Here is a 17,778-nt window from a genome sequence, read left to right as displayed (position 1 = left end):
GCAACTGATGGCCCATCACATTGTGTGCATGTCCCGACACCTCACAGCCCCAGCGGCCGCCGCCCTCGCGACCGCGGCCCTCGCCACCCTGCTGCCGGCGCTCGCCTGGACGGCCGGCGCCACCGCTTCCCCGGCTGCCGGGTCCGCAGCCACCGCCGCGAGCGCCCTGGCGCCCGAGAAGAAGTGCACCCTCCCGGGCGGACTGGCGGAACTGAGCGGCCTCGCCATGAGCCGCAAGCACCCCGGAGTCTTCTACGCCGTCAATGACAGCGGCAACACCAACCAGGTCTTCGCCATCGACTGCGGCGGCGCGACCGGGCAGCTCAAGGCCACCTTCACGCTCTCCGGCGTCGGCAACACCGACTGGGAAGGCCTCGCGCTCGGCAAGGACGCGGCCGGCGCCCCGGTGATCCTGGTCGGCGACATCGGGGACAACCTCGGCAACCGCGCGGAGATCACCGTGCACAGCTTCCCCGAGCCCGACCAGCTCGCCAACGCCGCCGTCACACCGGCCTCCTACCGCTTCACCTACGCCGACGGAAAGCACGACGCCGAGTCCCTGCTCGCCGATCCCGTCACCGGACAGATCTACATCGCGAGCAAACTGATCGGCTCGGCAGGCCAGTTGTACAAGGCTCCGCTGCCTCCGGTCGCCGGACAGCAGGGCACCCTCGCCGCGGTCCGGCCGGGACCGGTCTTCGCCACCGACGGCGCGTTCTCGCCGTCGGGCGCCTCGTACACCCTGCGCAGCGGCGGGCCGTTCGGCTCCAACACGGCTTCCGTGTACAGCGCTTCCGGGACCAAGCTCGCGGACGTCGCCCTGCCCGCACAGTCCCAGGGCGAGACGGTGACGTACGCCGACTGCGCGAACCTGCTGGTCGGCTCGGAGAACGACGCCCAGATCTGGCGCGTCCCGCTGCCGCCGGAAGCCACAGCGGGATGCGGCGCGACGCCGACGCCGACGCCCACCCCGACGCCTACGCCCACCCCCACGCCGACTCCCGGTGACCTGAAGCTCGCCAACCCGGGCCCCCAGAGCTGCAAGTTCAACCAGACCTGCACCATCCAGCTCACCACCACCGGAGGCAAACCCCCCGTCCGCTACACCACCACCGCACTCCCCTTCGGACTCACCCTCGACACCAACACCGGCCGCATCACCGGCAAACCCTGGACCACCGGCACCACCCAGATCACCGCCACCGCAACCGACACCACCACAACCACCTCCACCACCACCTTCCCCCTCACCCTCAACTGGTACTAGGGAGTGCCCGAGCCCGCGCCCCCACCGGCGGTCGGCGGTGAGATCTCCGTACTGAGCCAGCCCAGCGCGTCCGGGTACATCCCGCTCCAGGTCTGGAAGTTGTGGCCGCCCTCGGGCCGCACCAGGGTCTTGACCCGCACGCCGGTCCCCGCCGCGGCCTTGACGAAGGCGTCCAGCTGCTGCGGCGGGCTGTCCTTGTCCTGCGCGGACGTGGCCAGGAACAGTCCGACGTCCGCCTTCTTCGCGCGGCGGACCAGCCACATCGGGCTGTTGCGCTCGCGCAGGACCGGGTCGGCCAGTACGCCTGGATCCCCGTTCAGGGGATCCGGGTCCAGAGCCACGCCCGCCCGGAAGGCCCCCGGGTACTGCAGCGGCAGTTTGGCCGCGCAGAAGGCCCCGGTCGAGACACCCATCAGCGCCCAGCCCCTCGGCTCGGGGAGGGTGCGGAAGTTCCTGGCGACCAGGTCCGGCACGTCCTCGGCCAGCCAGTCGGCCAGCTTGCGCTGCGGGGTGTTGGTGCAGTCGGTGTTCACCCCGCCCGGGTAGAGCTCGGGGATCACCACGATGAACGGGAGCGCCGCACCCACCTGGACCAGTTGGTCCAGCGCGCCCGGCATGTTCCCGAGGTCGATCCAGGTCCGCGGCGAGCCCGGGTAGCCGTGCAGCAGCATCAGTACGGGGAAACGGGTCTTCTCCGCGCCCGGCGCGTCGTACTCCGGGGGAGTCCACACGAAGACCTGCCCGGCGAGCTTCGAATGGGAACCGCGGAAGTACGTGGTCCGCATGCCGTCGTCGCCCCGGGTGAACTTGGCCCGGCCCAGCGGCGGCCCCGTCATCGTGGACGCGTTCTCGCCGGTGGGGGTGGCGAGCAAGTCGTCCCACGAGGAATACAGCCCGTAACTCCCGTTGATCCAGGCGGCCACCACGCAGATGGCGGTCAGCTGGCACAGCCCGATCATCACCAGCCGCGCGGGCCAGCGCAGCCAGCCCGGTCCGGGGATCCGGTTCCACAGCAGCAGCGCGGCGAGCATGGCGAGCACGGTGACGACGATCAGCGTGACGAGGAACGACGTACTGGTCAGCTCCACTGCGCCGGCTCCTGACGTACGGGACGACGACATGCGAGTGATGTCCGGACGACCCGTTCAATGTAAGGCGCCGGTGCCCCCGGAGCTGAGGGCCGTCCGGGTGGCCTCGCCACGGTCCCGGGGTAGATTCGTAGTCCGTGCGTCCGGACGACGACGCCCGCTCGACGCACCCATGGAGGACACCCTGCTTCGCCGGATCAGCCACGGGGCGTACCAGGTCAAGCTCCTGATCGACCCGAGCCGCGTACTGGACGCCGGTGGGACACCGCTCGAGCGTGCCGTCGTCGCGCTCCGCCTCGGCGCGCCCGGCAGCTTCGAGGTCGCCCAGTACCTGGACGACGCCGAGCGGAGCCTCAGCGGCCAGGGCTGGATCGTGCGGATGCGGCGCCACGACGACGAGGGCCGGGTCCGCCTCGCCTACAAGGCGCGCTTCGGCATCGACGGCGACGGCACCGACCCGGCCGCCCTGCTGCGGGCGCTCGAACGGGCGGGCCGCGACGGCTTCGGAGCGGACGGCTGCTTCCGCGCCGCCAGGGTCAATCTCAGCCACGCGCGCGCCACCCTCGACTTCTCCGCCAAACGGCGCGCCCCGGCCCCGCACCTCGCGCCCGGCGAGCTCCCCGGCCCCGAGGCCTCCCGCGCCCTCGCCCTGGACCGGCTGCCCGACGGGCTGTGGCAGCGGGCCCAGGCCGCGGCGGCCGGCTCCCTCATCCACGGCCCCGTGCGACAGACCAACCACCCGGGCCGGATCCTGGACCACCCCGTCGAGCTGCAGGTGAGCCGGCTGCGCACCGGGCCCGACGGCGAACGGACCTGGTTCGCGGAGATCACCGCCAAGGCGGGCACCTTCCCCGAGGCCCTGGAGCTCCGCGCCCTGCTGATGGGCAAGCTGCGGGCGGAGGGCTGGCTGCTGGAGCAGGACGCCTTCAAGACCGACCTCATCCTCGCCCACCACCGGATGCACGCGGGCGGGCACCGGTGACGGCGTCCCCGGGCAGCGGCATACGCGTGGCCCACCTGGCCGACCTGCACATCGGCTCCCTCCTCCACGGGCTGGAGGACTACCCGGGCGCCCCGGAGATAGACCCGCACGCGGCCCCGTACGAGGCGCTGCGCGCGGCCGCCGGCCGGATCACCGCAGGCGGCTACGACGCCGTGCTCGTCGCCGGGGACGTCTTCGACCGGCGCCACTCGGACACCCGTGCGCTGGCCGCCTTCCAGGAGACCCTCGGCGCCTTCCACGAGGCGGGTCTGCCGACCGTGGTCGTCTCGGGCAACCACGACGCCGAGAGCCCGCTGCCGGCCAAGCTGCTGCTGCCGCCCTCGGCCCGCTGGCTGGCGGCGGACGCCCCCGAGTCGGTCTTCTGGCCGCACCTCGGGATCACGGTCCACGGCCAGTCGGTGGGCGACTGCGACGAGACGCGCGACCTCGCGGCCGGCTATCCCCGCCGCATCCCCGGGACCGTGAACATAGGACTCCTGCACACCAGCCTGCACGGTGCCTGGAGCCGCCGGATCTGCGCGCCGACCACCGTGGGCACGCTGGAGGCGGCCGGGTACGACCACTGGGCCCTGGGCCACGTGCACCACCGGCTGGCCCCCGCCGCCGGTCTGAGCGCCGCGTACGCGGGCAACACGCACGGCCGCGGCCCCGACGAGCCGGGCGGCCGCGGTTTCGCGGAGCTGCTGATCGAGGCGGACGGGCGGATCGAGGTACGGGACGTGCACACCGCGCCGGTGCGCTACGAAACCCTCCACCTGCCCGACGGCGCGGCCACCGAGGCCGCCGTCCGCGCACAGTTCGCCGCCGCCGCCGCGCCCGCCTCCTCGGGCGCCGTGATCTGGACGGTGCACGGCCCCACCGGCCCCGACCTCCTGCACCTGGCCCGCGAACTGGCCGGCCCCGGGGTCATGGTCCGCGGCGCGGCCGCGGCCGTACCGGCCCCGAGGGACCATCGATGAGGAACCGCCGATGAACAGCGCGCACGCACTGCACCCGCCGATCGAGCCGTACGCCTCGGGGATGCTCGACGTCGGCGACGGGAACCTCGTGTACTGGGAGGAATCCGGCAACCCCGAGGGCAAGCCGGCGCTCGCCGTGCACGGCGGCCCCGGTTCGGGTTCCGGACCCGGCTTGCGGCGGTACTTCGATCCCGCCCGCTACCGGATCGTCCTCTTCGACCAGCGCGGATGCGGGCGCAGCACCCCGCACGCAGGCGACCTGGCCGCCGGTCTGGCGCACAACACCACCGCGCACCTGATCGCCGACATGGAGCGGCTGCGCGAACACCTCGGCATCGGCGGCTGGCTGCTGCTCGGCGGGTCCTGGGGATCCACGCTCGCCCTCGCGTACGCCGAGGCGCATCCGGAGCGCGTCACCGAGATCGTCCTCACGGGGGTGACCACCACCCGGCGCTCGGAGATCGACTGGCTCTACCGCGGGGCCCGGCGGTTCTTCCCCGAGCCCTGGGAGCGCTTCGCCGCCGGGGCCGGGGCCGGGGCGGGAGCCGGCGCCGCCGTGGCCGACGGGGATCTCCTCGGGGCGTACGCCCGGCTGACGAACCATCCCGACCCGGCCGTCCGGCAGCGGGCCACCCTCGACTGGTGCGACTGGGAGGACGCCGTCCTGTCCGGCGAGACCCGGGGAGCCTCCCGGCCGTACGGTGACCGGCCGCCCGCCGCGCAGTTGGCCTTCGTACGGATCTGCGCCCACTACTTCGCCCACGGCGCGTGGCTGGAGGAGGGCGCCCTGATCCGCGACGCGCACCGGCTGGCCGGGATCCCGGGGGCGCTGATCCACGGCCGGCTCGACATGGCCGCGCCGCTCGACACGGCCTGGGAGCTCGCCCGCGCCTGGCCGGACGCCGAGCTGATCGTCGTGGAAGAGGGCGGGCACCTGGGCGACGACGAGTCGAGGGCGCACGCCCTCAGGGCGATCGACCGGTTCGCGCGCGGCGGCGGCCGCCCCGCCCCGGCCCCCTGGCCGGGGGACCGGTCCGGGACGTGCCTCACGCCCGGTTCACGTGGACCGGAACCGAGTGCCATCCGGTCGCCCCGTCCGGGACCGTTCCCGCGCGCTCACCCGTCTGGACGGCGCCGCCGCGGTCGGTGGCCCGGACCTCCAAGGTGTGCCGGCCGGGGGTCGCCTCCCACTGCCACACCCACTGGCGCCAGGTGTCGTCGCCGTCCGCGTCCCCCAGCCGCGCCTCCCGCCACGGGCCGCCGTCCACCCGTACCTCGACCCGGGAGATCCCGCGGTGCTGCGCCCACGCCACCCCGGCGACCGCCACCCGACCGGCCGCGAGTTCGGCGGACGCCCGCGGGGTGTCGATGCGCGACTGGGTCTTGACCGGGGCCCGCGCGGCCCAGGACCGGCGCACCCAGTACGCGTCGTACGCGTCGAAGGTGGTCAGCCGCAGCTCGCGCAGCCACTTGCAGGCCGACACGTATCCGTACAGGCCCGGTACGACCATCCGTACGGGGAAACCGTGCACGAAGGGGAGCGGCTCTCCGTTCATCCCGACGGCCAGCAGCGCCTCCCGGCCGTCCATGACGGCTTCGACGGGGGTGCCCAGCGTCATCCCGTCGACGGAGCGCGCCACCAGTTGGTCGGCGGGCCCGCCCCGGGACGGCGGGCGGACCCCGGCCTCGCGGAGCAGATCGGCAAGGCGTACGCCGAGCCAGCGGGCGTTGCCCGCGTACGGGCCGCCGACCTCGTTGGACACGCAGGTGAGGGTGATGTCGTGCTCGACCAGCGGGCGGGCGAGCAGCTCCCGCAGATCGAGGGTGAGGGGCCTGGTGACCCCCTCGCCGTGGATGCGCAGCCGCCAGGTGTCCGCGTCCACGCGCGGGACGACCAGGGCGGTGTCCACGCGGTAGAAGTCCCGGTTGGGGGTGAGGAACCGCGACACGCCGGGCACCCGGAGATCGGCCCCCGCCGGCACCGGCGGCGCGGGCACGGCGGGCGGCGGCAGGACGAAGTCCGCCCGGGAGGCCGTCGCCCCCGCCGAGCCGAAGGCGCCCAGGCGCCGCCCGGCGAAACCCGCCGCGGCCGAAACCGCCAGGGTGGCGGCGACCAGTCGGCCGAAGCCGCGCCGGTCCATCGCCCAGGCACCGCCGGGCGGGGCGCCACCCGGCCGGGGCCGGGTCAACGCCGTGACCAGCAGGTACAGCACCCCGGCCGCGACCGCCCCGCCCACCAGCGACGGCACGGCGTCCCGCCAGGTGGCCTCCGGGCGGCTGAGCGCGGCCACCGCGCCGACCGCCCCGAAGCAGCCGGCCAGCGCGATGCCCGCGGGGAGCCGGTGTACGGCGAGCAACCCGGCCAGTACGGCGACCGCGCCGAGCACCGCGACGATCCCGAGGCTGAGCACCAGCTTGTCCGCGACGCCGAACTGGCGGATCGCCCACTCCTTGACCGCCACCGGGGTACGGTCCACCACGGCCCCGCCGACGGCGGTGACCGGGGAGGACTCGGGCCGGACGGCCGCCGCGGCCAGCTCGGCCAGCGCCAGTCCGGCGAGGGCGGCGACCAGCCCGCTGACGGCGCCGGACAGGCGCAGCCGCCGGCCGGCGGGTCGTGCCGGGCGTGCCCGGCGGGTCGGTCGCGCTGGTTGTCCTGGTTGTCCCGGTTGTCCGGGTTGTGCGTTCACAGGGCCAGTGTGACCCGCCCCGGCGCCGCCGTCAGTGCACCGGCGCTGGCGGCACCCAGCGCCCGGTGCGCGGCGCCTTCACCCCGTACTCGGTCTTGAGCTCCGCGGGGATGGCGTGGTGCATCACCCGGCCCCGGGTCAGCGCGGACAGTTCGAAGCCGGCCAGCAGCGAGCCCGCCTTGTCGAGCGCCCACTCCGCGAAGGGGCTGCTGTCCTCGACGGTCTCCAGCAGTCCGAGGAACACGGGCACGGCCTTCGCCGCGGTGTCCCAGGGGCTGCGCGGGATCTCCAGCCAGTCGGCGATCGTGTCGCCGACGAGGTGGCGGACGGTGGCGGGCACCATCGGGTCGAAGAAGGTGCCCGGCACGACGTCCTCGTACATCCGCATCAGCTGGGCGTTCAGCTTGACCCCCTCGGGGGAGGGGCCGAGGTTGCGCAGCAGGTAGAGGTCGCAGTAGTCGCGGGCCTCGGTCAGGTTCTGCGGTACTGCCGACATGTCGCAGCCCAGCATGGAGCCGACGACCCGCCACGCGTAGAAGTAAGCCTCCGCCCCGTCCTCGCTCATGTGGATGCCGAGCCGGTGCATGGCGTCCAGGACGAGCAGCGAGAAGCAGATCTGACCCCCGATCATGTCCTCCTGACAGATGGGCAGTCCGTCCTTCTCGATGTCCCAGTGGCCGCCCTCGCGCAGGTGGTGGCGTACCGCCGCGTGCAGCAGCCGCACCTTCTGCGCGGCGGGGATGAACTTGCTTCCCTCGGCGAAGGAGTTGGTCTGCATCAGGTACGTGACGAACTGGCCGGTGTTGGCCATGCGCCGCGAGGGGTACGCGAGCGAGTGCGTCGAGGAGAGCAGCCGCGAGAGCCGGGGAATGGCGTAGGTCGCGGGCATCGCCGAGAAGGACAGGCCGGTGTTGATGTGGGCCGCGTTGTCCATGAAGAACAGCCGGGCCTGCTCCATGATGTCCCAGTCCACCCAGCTCGGCGGCATGGCGGTGGCCTCGAAGTACGCGGCGGCCGCGGCCGGCAGCTTCTCCGGGAGCTTGTCGCCCGTGGTGCTGAAGAACCGCATCAGGGTGTTGAGGTCGCCCACCTCCTTGCGGCGGAACATCGTCGCGACGGTCTCGTCCGCGAGCGGATCCCCCTGGGTGCGCAGCGTGTCGAGGTCGGCGTGGCTGTAACGGGGCTGCGGGGGAGCGGTATTGGTGGCGTTCACGTCATTCCTCGTTCTTCGGGATGCTCAAAGTCGTACGCGACGGCGGGCGCGGCGGCCGCGGGCGATCGTGGCGGGTCTCAGCGGTCTCAGCGGTCGCGGTGAGCTCACCGCGACCGGTCGGCCGCCGTGCCGGCCAGCTCGCACAGCGCGGACCGTGCCTCCGCCGGCATCGATACGGTGGCCAGCGCATCGGTGGCGCGGACGATCCGCTCCCCGATCATGTCCTCGACCTGCTGCCGGGCTCCGCACCGCTCCATCAATTCCCGTACGGAGACCGCCTCTTCGGCGCACAGCTCGGGATTGCCGACGAGCTTGGCGAGTAGTCGGCGGTCGTCCTCGCCGGACGCCGCCAGGGTCAGGGCGAGCAGCGCGGTGGGCTTGCCGTCCCGCAGGTCGTCGAGGTTCGACTTGCCGGTCACGGCCGGGTCGCCGAAGGTCCCCAGCAGGTCGTCGCGGAGCTGGAACGCTTCGCCCAGCGGCAGCCCGTACGCGGAGAAGGCCTCCAGCAGGGCGCGCGGTCCGCCGCCCAGGGTGGCTCCGAGGTGCAGGGGCCGCTCCACGGTGTACTTGGCCGTCTTGTAGCGGCACACCTCCAGGGACTCCGAGACCTGTGGCTCCCGCGTCGCACGCGTGTCGGTGCGCAGCACTTCGAGGAACTCGCCGGCCATGGTCTCGCGCAGCAGCGTGGACCACAGCGGCACGGTCCGTGCGAGATAGGCCCCGGGCAGCCCGCAGGAGGTGAAGACGTGGCCCGCGTAGCCCATCAGCAGATCGCCGAGGATCATCGCGAGCGCGGTGGAGCGCTGCCCCGTGGCGGCGAAGGCGGCGTGCGCGGTGAGCTGCCCGTGCCGCATCCGGCTGTCGTCGATGATGTCGTCGTGGGTGCAGGCCGCCGCGTGCACGAGCTCCATCGCGGCCGCGGCCCGGATCACGCCCTCGCAGTCGGGCTGTCCGGCCGCCCGCCATCCCCAGTACAGGAAGGCGGCCCGGATGCGCTTTCCGCGGGCCAGGGAGCGGCGCAACTGTTCCGACAGCGGAGAGAGTTCGACGTGCAGCCCGAGCAGGGCCCGCTCCTCCTCGTCCGCCAGCCGGACCAGCACCTCGTCGATGCGGTCCTTGAAGCCGGTGTGGTCATGCACGGGGGTGACCGGCCCTCTCCGCGGCCCGGCGGGCCATGGTCTCGAGGTAGTTCTCGGAGCCCGCCCCGACTCTGCTGGTGGCCAGCTCCCCGCGCTTGCGCAGCTCAACCACCCCATCGGTGAGCAGTTCCCGCAGGTCGGAGCGGCGCATCACGTCCTGGGCCTTGTCGGCGGACTGACGTAACTGGTCAAGCGCCAGATCGGCGACCCCGGCGGCGAGGAGGGTCAGCAGCTCCAGTGTCGCGGAGGGGTTGAACCCTCCCTCGGCCGGCGCGGCCTTGGGCGCGGCGGTCGACGAGGCGGCCTCGGGCCGCCCCTGTTCGGTCTCGGACATGCTCGGAGCACTCCTGCGGGAGGGCACGACGGCTGCGCGCCGTCATGGCGTCGGAAGGGCGGCATCCGGATCGCTCCCCGGCGGCCGCCCCTGATCATCCGGGCCAGTCAACCCAGTGCCCGCCCGCGGCGACGAACCGTTGCGGGTCTTCTCCCCCGCACGGGTACCGAGATTCCCACGGGAGGGTGACGATCACCGCATCATGTGATCGCCGCCGCGCCCGGTGCGGTACGTCAGTTGGCCGCGGGAAGCGAGGCGGCGACCTGCGCCGCCAGGGCGTACGGATCCCCGGTGGGCCGGTCCGGGTGCCGGGTGGTGCGCCGCGCCCACTCCTCCTCGAAGGCGTGCCAGTCGATCGCGCGGGGCGCGGCCCGCCTTACCAGCGCCTCCTCCAGCGACGCGAAGTGGGCCGCCCACCGCCTCGCGTACAACTCGGAGACCAGGCCGTTCCACTCGCGGTTCGCGTAGTCGTGCAAGAAGCCGCCCTCGCTCGTGCTCTGCCGGCCCCACACGCTCAGGACCGAGCGCGCGTCGTACTCGTACCGGTCCTGCTCGACCCCGTCCGCGCCCCGCGAGCGGGCCGCGGCGAGCCAGCCACCGAGCAGGAAGTTCGGGTCGGAGCCGACGAGTGTGTCCAACTGCCGTTCCCTGGAGGCCCAGTCGGCGGTGAGCCGACGGAAGAGGGGCAGGTCCTTGGCCTCGTACGCCGCCTTGATCTTCGGAAGCAGCACCCGCGAATGGTTGGCCAGGGCCTGTCGGGCCGTGTCCACCAGGTCGAAGCGGTAGGCACTGGAGCCGCGCAGCGCCGGATCCACCTTGAGCAGGTGGTCCAGGGCCCGCCGTACGGCGCCGGCCGGGTAGCGCATGAACTTGGGACTCCAGTACGCCGCCCCCGCCGCGGCCAGGTCCGGCCGGGCGGTGAACAGGCTGTCCTGGGACTCCGACCACAGCCCCGACGAAGTGCTGTACGGCCCCTTGCGCAGCTCCTCCCAGGCGGCCGCCGAGGCGGGGTCGGCGCGACCGTAGCGCCGCTGGGCGAACCGGGCGAACCAGGCGCGCTGGTCGACGGGGCCGGGCTCCCACGCCAGGTCCGTGAACAGGTCGAAGGCGGCGGGATTGGTCCCGGTGCCCTCCGGGAGGTAGGCGATGCCGGTCAGCGCACTGTCCGGCTTCGCCCGCCAAGAGCCGAACCGGTCGATCCACACCGAGGTGTTCGCGCCGATCGTCGTGTGTCCGCCGAAGTTGTAGATGCTGCCCATCGCGTACGGTGCGCCGCCCCAACGGGCCTCCCGGTCCAGGCGGTTGTACCGGTCGGACAGTCCGTCCAGGATCAGCAGCCGCGAGGTGTCCACCCCGGCGAGCAGCTCCTTCGTGGGGTCGTCCTGCCAGCCCAGCACCGCCCACAGCGCGCCCGGGTGCGCGGCGTCCAGCGCCGACTGCACCGCGCCCGCCGCCGATTTCACGTCCACCGACCCGGTCCGGCCGCCCTCGTGCAGCGGGCTCATCCGGTACATCGCACTGTCGCCGAAGACCGCGCGCTGCTCCCGGTAGTACGCTGCGGCCAGCTTTCCGAACGCCGCCGCGTTCGGGTCCAGCCAGTCCGGCCGGTCGAAGCCCGCCCAGTCGCCCTGCGGGACCGTGCCCGCGCCCGGATTGCGCGCCGAGAACCCGGGCGGCACGGTGCCGAAGTAGCCCGGCAGCACCGGCGTCATGCCCAGCGCGCGCAGCTGCTCCGCGATCTGCCCGCCCAGCTCGGCGCGCTCGCGCATCAGCCGTTCGGTGACCGGGCCGCCGAAGCCGCTCAGGTTCTGCAGCAGCCACCAGCTCTGGTGGGCGGGGCCGGGGATCCACTCTCGCAGCTCCTCGGCGGAGTAGCCGAACTCCTGGAGCGCCCGGTAGTAGGGGTATTCGGCGCCGACCTGCACGAACACCTCGTTGATGCCGTGCAGGGCGAGCAGGTCGATCTGTCGCTGGTGTTCCTCGAAGGAGCGGTACGGGCCGGAGTACCCGTCGTCGGTGTCGTTGAGCGCGTACCGGTGCGGGACCAGCGCGCTGCGGGTGACCGGCTCGGGGACCCGCGGCAGCACGGCGGGCAGCATCGAGATGCTCTCGCCGGGCCAGCCGATGTCGGCTCCCGCGACGTGCTGGAGGTACCAGCCGACCCCGGTGAGCAGGGTGGCGCCGGTGGAACCCCGGACCGTGATCGCGCCGGCCGCCCCGGACACGGTGAAGGTGTCGGCCGCGGCCGCCGTGTCCGGTACGAGGGCGAACTGCGCGGCGTGCCGGGGCAGCAGCCGCTCCAGCGCGGCCCGGGCGGGTCCGGTGTCGAAGGTCCGCGGTTTCGGCGCGGCCCGCGCGTGCGCCCGTACGGCGCCTCGCGGGTCGGCGGCGGGCGCGGCGGCTCCGGGCGCCGCGGCTCCCGGGGCGGCCCCCGCGCAGACCAGGGTCAGCAGCGCGGCGGGCAGCACCACGAGGGAGGTGGACAGTCGTCGGATGGGCAGCCGTCGGGTGGACAGGCTCCGGTCGCGTGGCATCGAATTCCTCATCCCCGTGCCCGTCAGACCGGCAGGGACCAGGCCTGGTCGACCCGGTGGTCACCGCACTCGGCCAGCCGCAGCCGTCCGGCGGGCGCGTCCGGGGTCGCGACCGGCGCCGGAGCGGTCAGGCACAGCCCGCTCACGTCCTCCACCAGGGCCCCGTCGCGGCGCGGGGTCCAGCCCTGCCCCGGTTGGCGGTGGTCCGCGGCGCAGTCGGCCAGCTCCACCAGGCCGTCCTCGCCCGCCGACAGGCACTCGCCCGCCAGCCGCAGGCTCCCGTCACGCTCCGCGGTCCAGCGCTGGTCGGGGGCGCCGGTGCACCCCGCCATCACGACGGCGCCGACACCGGTGGTGTTGGCCCCGTCGGCGCACCTGACGCCGTCCCCGGTGATCTGGCCGGTGGGTACGGCCTCGGCGCAGCCGTGCGGGGTGAGCCGCCAGACCGCGGTGTCGTGCGCGTCCAGCTTCCCCGTCAACGCGTCGGAGACCTCGCGGCGTTCCCCGTTCCACAGGTTCTTCGCCTCGGCCGTGCAGGACCCGCTGTCCCCGGTGCGCAGCCCGATCTCGTCGAGCGGCACCATGATGTCCCGCGCCTTGCCGGACCGGTTGAGCACGGCCACCGCGCGGTCGCCGCCCGCCAGCGGGCGTACCAGGATGTCGAAGGTGGCGTTGGAGGAGACCACCGCCCCCTGCCGGCCCATCGGGTCCTGGTCGAGCCGGATCAGCTCCGTGTTGCCGAGCGCGGCCAGCCCGGCCGCCGAGAGCTTGGAGACCTGGGAGGAGAGGATCAACGGCGCGGCCATCATCGCCCACAGGCCGACCTGGCTGCGGCTCTCCGCCGCGGTGAGCCCCGGGGCGCCCGCGATCAGGAAGTCGGGGTCGTTCCAGTTGCCGGGGCCCGCGTACCGCCCCAGCCAGCGGTTGTAGCCGTAGTTGCCGAGGACGGAACTCCACCGCGAGGTGTCCGGCGCGGTCGGCTTGTACACCTTGATGTCCCGGCCCTCGCGCCACAGCTGGCCGGTCTCGCCGACCCAGCCGAGCACCTTGTGCCAGTCGGGGCCGCCCCACTCGCCCTGCTGGAAGTAGGCGGGCGCGGAGGCGGACAGCACCATGTCCCGGCCGCTCTCGCGCAGGGCCTTGGCGACGGAGTTGTACGCGTCGCGGTAGGCCTGCTCCTTGGTCGTGCCCGGGGGCACCCAGAGGTTGCAGCCGTCCATCTTGACGTAGTCGACGTCCCAGGCGGCGAACTGGCGGGCGTCGCGCGCGTAGTGGTCCGGCCCGCCGCCGTCGGGCGCGCCGCTGCCGGGATAGCGCTCGCAGGTGAGGTGCCCGGCGTCCTGGTAGATGCCGAACTTCAGCCCCTTGGCGTGCAGGTGGTCGCCGAGCCAGGCCATGCCGTGCGGGAACTTGGCGGTGTCGACGACCAGATTGCCCTGGTCGTCGCGGCTCCTGGTCATCCAGCAGTCGTCGACGGTCACCGTGTCGTAGCCCTTGGCGGCGAGGCCGGTGGAGACGAGCGCGTCGGCGTTCGCGACGACCTTGGCCTCGTCGATGTCGCACATGTAGTGGGCCCAGTTGTTCCAGCCCATGGGCGGGGTCAGCGCGAGCGGGGTGTCCGAGGTCGCCGTCGGCTCGGACGCCGCGGGGGCGGGGGAGAGGGACAGGGCGAGCAGGGCGGCCGCGGTCAGGCAGGGGAGCGAGGCACGCAGGCGAGGCGGCACGGAGTCTCCTAGACGTGGGGACGACTGTCGACGGCTCAGTGCAGCCGTGTGACTACCCGCTGTCAACATGAGTCGCGGATTACCGGCCAATGACCAGCAATATGGGCGTAGTCGGTGTCACACGAAGGGGTTGATACGGCGTACGTTACGCCGTCTGATACGCTGTATCTCATGCCGAGGAGATCAGCAGCCCTGGACCGCGCCACACCCGAGACGATCGCCGTCGCCGCCCTGCGGATCCTTGACGAACAAGGGCCCGGCGCGCTGAGCTTCCGCGCCCTCGCCGACCGGCTGGAGGTCTCGCACGCCACCGTCCAGCGCCGCTGCGCCGACCTGGCCGGTCTGCTGGACCTCTGCACCGAGCACCTCGCGGCGCAACTGCCCGAGATCCCGGCCGGGACCGGCTGGGCCGAGGCCACCGAGCTGCGGTTCACCGCCCTCTACCGGCTGCTCACCGCGCACCCCGGACTGCTGGTCCTGCGCGGCGGCCGGCCCTGGCTCGGGCGCCAGCTCCTGGCCCGGCTCGTGGAGCCCGCGCTCGCCGACAGCGTGGCCGCGGGGATGACCCCCGCCGAGGCGATGACCGCGTACCGCCGGATGTACCTGCTGACCCTGGGCAGCGCCGCCTTCGTGGACCACCGCGATCCGGCCGGGGCCACCGCCGCCTCGCGGGCGGCCCTGGCGGCCCTGGACCCGGAGCGGTTCCCGGTCCTCTCCGGCGCGCTGGCCGACGTACTGCCCGCCCTGACCGACCACGAGGTGTACCACGGCGCCCTGCGCCAGCTGATCGAGGCCGCCCGGCCCGCCGCCTGATGGGGAGTGAGTCCATGCAACAGCAGCTCAAGCACCAGCTCGATCGCGAGCTCGACTACGCCGCCGTACGCGCCGCCGCCGACCGGATCGCCGGGGCGATACGGCCCGTCGCCGTGGTGCCCGCGGCCGAGGGGGTCTGGTACGCCCTGGAGTACCTCCAGCACACCGGCTCCTTCAAGGCCCGCGGCGCCCGCAACTTCCTCGCCGCCCACCACCTGGCCGGCACCCTTCCGGACGCCGGGGTCACCATCGCCTCCGGCGGCAACGCCGGCCTCGCCTGCGCCTGGGCGGCCCGCGCGCAGTCCGTGGCCGCCACCGTCTTCCTGCCCGCCAACGCCCCGCGCGTCAAGGTGGAGCGGCTGCGCGGGTACGGCGCCGACGTACGGCTCGTCGGCGACCGGTACGCCGGGGCGCTGGCCGCGTGCGAGCAGTTCGCCGCCGAGAGCGGCGCCCTGAGCAGCCACGCGTACGACCACCCTCTCATCGCGGCCGGCGCCGGGACCCTGCTGGACGAGATCCGGGCCGGCCTGCCCGGCCTGGACACCGTGGTCGTCGCCGTCGGCGGCGGCGGCCTGTTCGCCGGGATCGCCACCGCCGCGCGCGAACACGGCGTACGGGTGATCGCGGTGGAGCCGGAGAACTGCCGGGCGCTGAACGCGGCGCTGGAGGCGGGGCGGCTCGTGGACGTGACCCCGGACTCGGTGGCCGCCGACTCGCTGGGCGCCACCCGGGTCTCGGCGGCCGCGCTGGCCGCCGCGCAGGACGACAACGTGGAGTCCCTCCTGGTCCCGGACACGGCGATCACCGCCGCCCGCCGCGCCCTGTGGGAGGAGCACCGCATCGTGGTCGAGCCGGGCGCGGCCACTGCCCTGGCGGGACTGCGCGCCGCGCCGCGGCCGCCGGGCGAGCGGGTCGCGGTGGTCCTGTGCGGGGCGAACACCGACCCGGCGGACCTGGCCGACGGCGCGCCGTCCTAGACCGCCGGGATTAAACACTGCTGGCGCCGCCGGCCGGCGCGGTCGCGGCGACGGGGCCGCAGGTCGTCACGGCGCCGGCTGGATCGCCGACACGTGCGAGAAGCTGGAAGGGACGAACTGGACTGCGCCCGGGGCGAAGAAGTTCCTGAAGCTGGCCGCGGCGGGGATCGTCGGTGAAATCACCGCGAGGACCGGCCGTCTCGCAGGCCTGGGCGGTCTCTTCGGGCTGGGGACGACCGCCGTCCTGGAGTTCGCGAAGTACAAGTGCCCGCAGAGCGCCCTGCTTGCCGCGGTCCGGTCGCTGCCCTTCCTGAGCGCCGACCTCCCGCCCCTGTCGTACCCCGGCCGCCAGGAGTACGACGAGGGCTTCGCGCCCTCCGCGGACCGTACGGAGGAGCAGGCCGCCGCCGAGGCCGCGGCCCTGTTCAACGCGTCGGGAGCGCAGGGGATGAGTGGCGAGTCGGTGAGCGGCCTGGCGGCCGAGCTGTGCCGGCAGGCCGTCCGGCAGGGCACCCCGGGCATACGGCTGGGGCAGTACCTCGGCCAGGCGGACCTGCGGGCGGTCGGCGCGGTGAAGACGCTCATGTCGCTGACCCTCAAGGCCTGCCCGCAACTGCCCGTGGCCGACGCGGACGACCTGGCGGGCCGGCTGAACGGTTTCCTGATCGGCAACGACCGTCTGAAGAACGTTCCGCCGTTCCTGCTGAACCCGCGCTGGAGCTGCGGCGCGGCCCCGGGGCAGCTCGTCCTGAACTGGGATCCCCTCGGGGTGCACCCCGTCGACCACTACGACCTGTACCACTCGCCCGACGGGGAGAAGTGGTACCCGATCGCGCTCGCACCGGGCTCGGTGGTGAACAACGGCATCGGTCTCTTCGGCGTCGCACCGGCCCTCCACGTCTACGCCCTGCGCGCCACCGACGTACAGGGCAACGAGAGCGCCTGGACGGACATCCGGGCGTGCGCGCAGATCTGCCCGACGGGCTGAACCTGACGGCGGGGTCAGACGCCGTCGTTCTCGCGCACCACGACCACCGTGCCGGCGGCGTACTGCACCACCTGCTGGCTCACCGAGCCGAGCAGCGCGCCCTTGATGCCCCCGTAGCCCCGGGTGCCGACCACCGTCAGTTCCGCCTCCTTCGAGGCGTCCACCAGCACCTGCGCCGGCGCGCCCTGTTCGACCCGGCGGAACACGGGCACGCCGGGCGAGGCGCCGACCGCTTCCGTCACGGTGTCGGAGAGCTTCTGCCGGGCGGCCTCCTCGGCGCCGACCAGCTCGTCCTGGACGGTGGGGCTCACGCCGAAGGGGTTGGTGTTCCATTCCCAGCTCATGACGGCGTGCACACGCCCGCCGATGGCCTTGGCCTGGCCGACCGCCCAGCGCAGGGCCTGCTTCGAATGGTTCGAACCGTCCACGCCGACGACGATCAGCGGCTCGATGGGGTCACTCACGGTGGTTCCTCTCGTTTCGTCCGATTAGTCGTTGCCTTCCTGTATACACGGCTCGGTGCCGTGGCCGGGCTGCGGGTGACCTCGAACGACGATCGTTGCGACAGCCGACGACTTTCGAGGACAGTCCCGGGCCCCTGCCCCCTGCGAAGGTCTGGTGGTCCGGCGAACCGCGCCGGCGCGGGAGGCATGGAGGAACAGGCGTGGCACAGCGCAAGGGTTGTCTGATCGGCTTCGGGGTGGCGCTGGTCCTGGGCGTGGGGGCGCTCGTACTGCTGCTCTTCGGCGTCGGGAAGCTGAAGGACGTCGCCGACAAGGCCCTGCTGGACCCCGATGTCTACCGGTCCGTGAGCGTGGGCGACGCGGAGGACTCGGTCCGGGCCAAGCTGCCGTCCGGCGAGACCTTCATCAAGGGCGCCCTCAAGGAGGGTGGCCCGGCCGAGCCGCCCGGCAGCGTGTGCTCCTGGTACGTCTCCGCCGCCGACGGCAAGGACGCCGCCGAGACCGTCTTCCGCCTCTGCTACAAGGACGGGAAGCTCGCGGAGAAGGTCGAGTACCGCGTGAAGTAGAGCCTGTGGGAGCCCGGTT

The 17,778-nt window shown here is 73.4% G+C and carries 15 protein-coding genes and 1 pseudogene; 8 read left to right on the top strand and 8 right to left on the bottom strand.

Annotated features, from left to right (window positions below; translation table 11 throughout):
• Nucleotides 1–28 precede the first annotated feature (28 nt).
• Entirely contained in the window at nucleotides 29–1,267 is a 1,239-nt protein-coding gene (locus ACFWBF_RS01615; protein WP_385593438.1) for a putative Ig domain-containing protein, read from the top strand.
• Here ACFWBF_RS01615 and ACFWBF_RS01610 read toward each other — a convergent pair.
• A complete protein-coding gene (locus tag ACFWBF_RS01610; RefSeq protein ID WP_385593436.1) occupies nucleotides 1,264–2,355 on the bottom strand; it encodes an alpha/beta hydrolase in 1,092 nt (363 codons plus the stop codon). The two genes, ACFWBF_RS01615 and ACFWBF_RS01610, sit on opposite strands and share 4 nt — an antisense overlap.
• Before the next feature lie 172 nt (nucleotides 2,356–2,527).
• Between ACFWBF_RS01610 and ACFWBF_RS01605 the strand changes: the two genes are divergently transcribed.
• The 3 genes and pseudogenes from ACFWBF_RS01605 to pip all read left to right on the top strand — a co-directional run.
• Nucleotides 2,528–3,337: a hypothetical protein gene (locus ACFWBF_RS01605; RefSeq protein ID WP_385593433.1), complete on the top strand. Its 810-nt coding sequence runs from the start codon at nucleotides 2,528–2,530 to the stop codon at nucleotides 3,335–3,337.
• Nucleotides 3,334–4,317, top strand: coding sequence for an exonuclease SbcCD subunit D (locus ACFWBF_RS01600; protein ID WP_385593431.1), 984 nt, complete (start codon nucleotides 3,334–3,336; stop codon nucleotides 4,315–4,317). Before ACFWBF_RS01605 ends, ACFWBF_RS01600 begins: the two co-directional genes overlap by 4 nt.
• Nucleotides 4,318–4,327: 10 nt before the next feature.
• Nucleotides 4,328–5,308, top strand: a pseudogene (pip, locus tag ACFWBF_RS01595) (prolyl aminopeptidase); the annotation flags it as partial.
• 55 nt (nucleotides 5,309–5,363) lie between these two features.
• Here the strand turns inward: pip and ACFWBF_RS01590 are convergent.
• The 6 genes from ACFWBF_RS01590 to ACFWBF_RS01565 form a co-directional block, all read right to left on the bottom strand.
• Nucleotides 5,364–6,917 carry a molybdopterin-dependent oxidoreductase gene (locus tag ACFWBF_RS01590; RefSeq protein WP_385593767.1) on the bottom strand — a complete coding sequence of 518 codons (1,554 nt, stop codon included), beginning with the start codon at nucleotides 6,915–6,917 and terminating at the stop codon, nucleotides 5,364–5,366.
• Between the two features lie 121 nt (nucleotides 6,918–7,038).
• Entirely contained in the window at nucleotides 7,039–8,220 is a 1,182-nt protein-coding gene (locus tag ACFWBF_RS01585) for an oxygenase MpaB family protein (RefSeq protein ID WP_385593428.1), read from the bottom strand.
• Nucleotides 8,221–8,324: 104 nt separating this feature from the next.
• Nucleotides 8,325–9,359: a polyprenyl synthetase family protein gene (locus ACFWBF_RS01580; RefSeq protein ID WP_385593425.1), complete on the bottom strand. Its 1,035-nt coding sequence runs from the start codon at nucleotides 9,357–9,359 to the stop codon at nucleotides 8,325–8,327.
• Nucleotides 9,352–9,693: a hypothetical protein gene (locus ACFWBF_RS01575; RefSeq protein WP_385226158.1), complete on the bottom strand. Its 342-nt coding sequence runs from the start codon at nucleotides 9,691–9,693 to the stop codon at nucleotides 9,352–9,354. Before ACFWBF_RS01575 ends, ACFWBF_RS01580 begins: the two co-directional genes overlap by 8 nt.
• Nucleotides 9,694–9,926: 233 nt before the next feature.
• Entirely contained in the window at nucleotides 9,927–12,227 is a 2,301-nt protein-coding gene (locus ACFWBF_RS01570; protein WP_385593422.1) for an alpha-N-acetylglucosaminidase, read from the bottom strand.
• A gap of 23 nt (nucleotides 12,228–12,250) precedes the next feature.
• Nucleotides 12,251–13,951, bottom strand: coding sequence for a ricin-type beta-trefoil lectin domain protein (locus ACFWBF_RS01565; protein ID WP_385593419.1), 1,701 nt, complete (start codon nucleotides 13,949–13,951; stop codon nucleotides 12,251–12,253).
• Nucleotides 13,952–14,122: 171 nt separating this feature from the next.
• On the opposite strand from ACFWBF_RS01565, the gene ACFWBF_RS01560 reads away from it, so the two are divergent.
• The 3 genes from ACFWBF_RS01560 (at nucleotide 14,123) to ACFWBF_RS01550 (ending at nucleotide 16,729) form a co-directional block, all read left to right on the top strand.
• Nucleotides 14,123–14,764 carry a TetR/AcrR family transcriptional regulator gene (locus ACFWBF_RS01560; protein ID WP_385593417.1) on the top strand — a complete coding sequence of 214 codons (642 nt, stop codon included), beginning with the start codon at nucleotides 14,123–14,125 and terminating at the stop codon, nucleotides 14,762–14,764.
• Nucleotides 14,765–14,778: 14 nt separating this feature from the next.
• Nucleotides 14,779–15,741, top strand: coding sequence for a serine/threonine dehydratase (locus ACFWBF_RS01555; RefSeq protein WP_385593415.1), 963 nt, complete (start codon nucleotides 14,779–14,781; stop codon nucleotides 15,739–15,741).
• Nucleotides 15,742–16,189: 448 nt separating this feature from the next.
• Nucleotides 16,190–16,729 carry a hypothetical protein gene (locus ACFWBF_RS01550; RefSeq protein WP_385593412.1) on the top strand — a complete coding sequence of 180 codons (540 nt, stop codon included), beginning with the start codon at nucleotides 16,190–16,192 and terminating at the stop codon, nucleotides 16,727–16,729.
• A 14-nt stretch (nucleotides 16,730–16,743) separates the two neighbouring features.
• Here ACFWBF_RS01550 and ACFWBF_RS01545 read toward each other — a convergent pair whose 3' ends face one another.
• A complete protein-coding gene (locus tag ACFWBF_RS01545; protein ID WP_385593409.1) occupies nucleotides 16,744–17,193 on the bottom strand; it encodes a universal stress protein in 450 nt (149 codons plus the stop codon).
• A gap of 200 nt (nucleotides 17,194–17,393) precedes the next feature.
• Here ACFWBF_RS01545 and ACFWBF_RS01540 point away from each other — a divergent pair, with 200 nt between their 5' ends.
• Nucleotides 17,394–17,759, top strand: coding sequence for a hypothetical protein (locus ACFWBF_RS01540; RefSeq protein WP_385593406.1), 366 nt, complete (start codon nucleotides 17,394–17,396; stop codon nucleotides 17,757–17,759).
• The last annotated feature ends 19 nt before the right edge of the window (nucleotides 17,760–17,778 follow it).

Source organism: Streptomyces sp. NPDC060028, from assembly GCF_042736725.1.
GTDB lineage: Bacteria > Actinomycetota > Actinomycetes > Streptomycetales > Streptomycetaceae > Streptomyces.
The sequence above is the reverse complement of the archived record's forward strand: the minus strand, read 5'-3'. Positions and strand labels throughout refer to the sequence as shown.

Bases quoted from the DNA above. Each gene is read 5' to 3' on its own strand.
- ACFWBF_RS01615 (WP_385593438.1), top strand. From the start codon at position 29: ATGTCCCGACACCTCACAGCCCCAGCGGCCGCCGCCCTCGCGACCGCG.
- ACFWBF_RS01605 (WP_385593433.1), top strand. From the start codon at position 2,528: ATGGAGGACACCCTGCTTCGCCGGATCAGCCACGGGGCGTACCAGGTC.
- ACFWBF_RS01575 (WP_385226158.1), bottom strand. From the start codon at position 9,693: ATGTCCGAGACCGAACAGGGGCGGCCCGAGGCCGCCTCGTCGACCGCC.
- ACFWBF_RS01570 (WP_385593422.1), bottom strand. From the start codon at position 12,227: ATGCCACGCGACCGGAGCCTGTCCACCCGACGGCTGCCCATCCGACGA.
- ACFWBF_RS01560 (WP_385593417.1), top strand. From the start codon at position 14,123: ATGCCGAGGAGATCAGCAGCCCTGGACCGCGCCACACCCGAGACGATC.
- ACFWBF_RS01555 (WP_385593415.1), top strand. From the start codon at position 14,779: ATGCAACAGCAGCTCAAGCACCAGCTCGATCGCGAGCTCGACTACGCC.
- ACFWBF_RS01550 (WP_385593412.1), top strand. From the start codon at position 16,190: ATGAGTGGCGAGTCGGTGAGCGGCCTGGCGGCCGAGCTGTGCCGGCAG.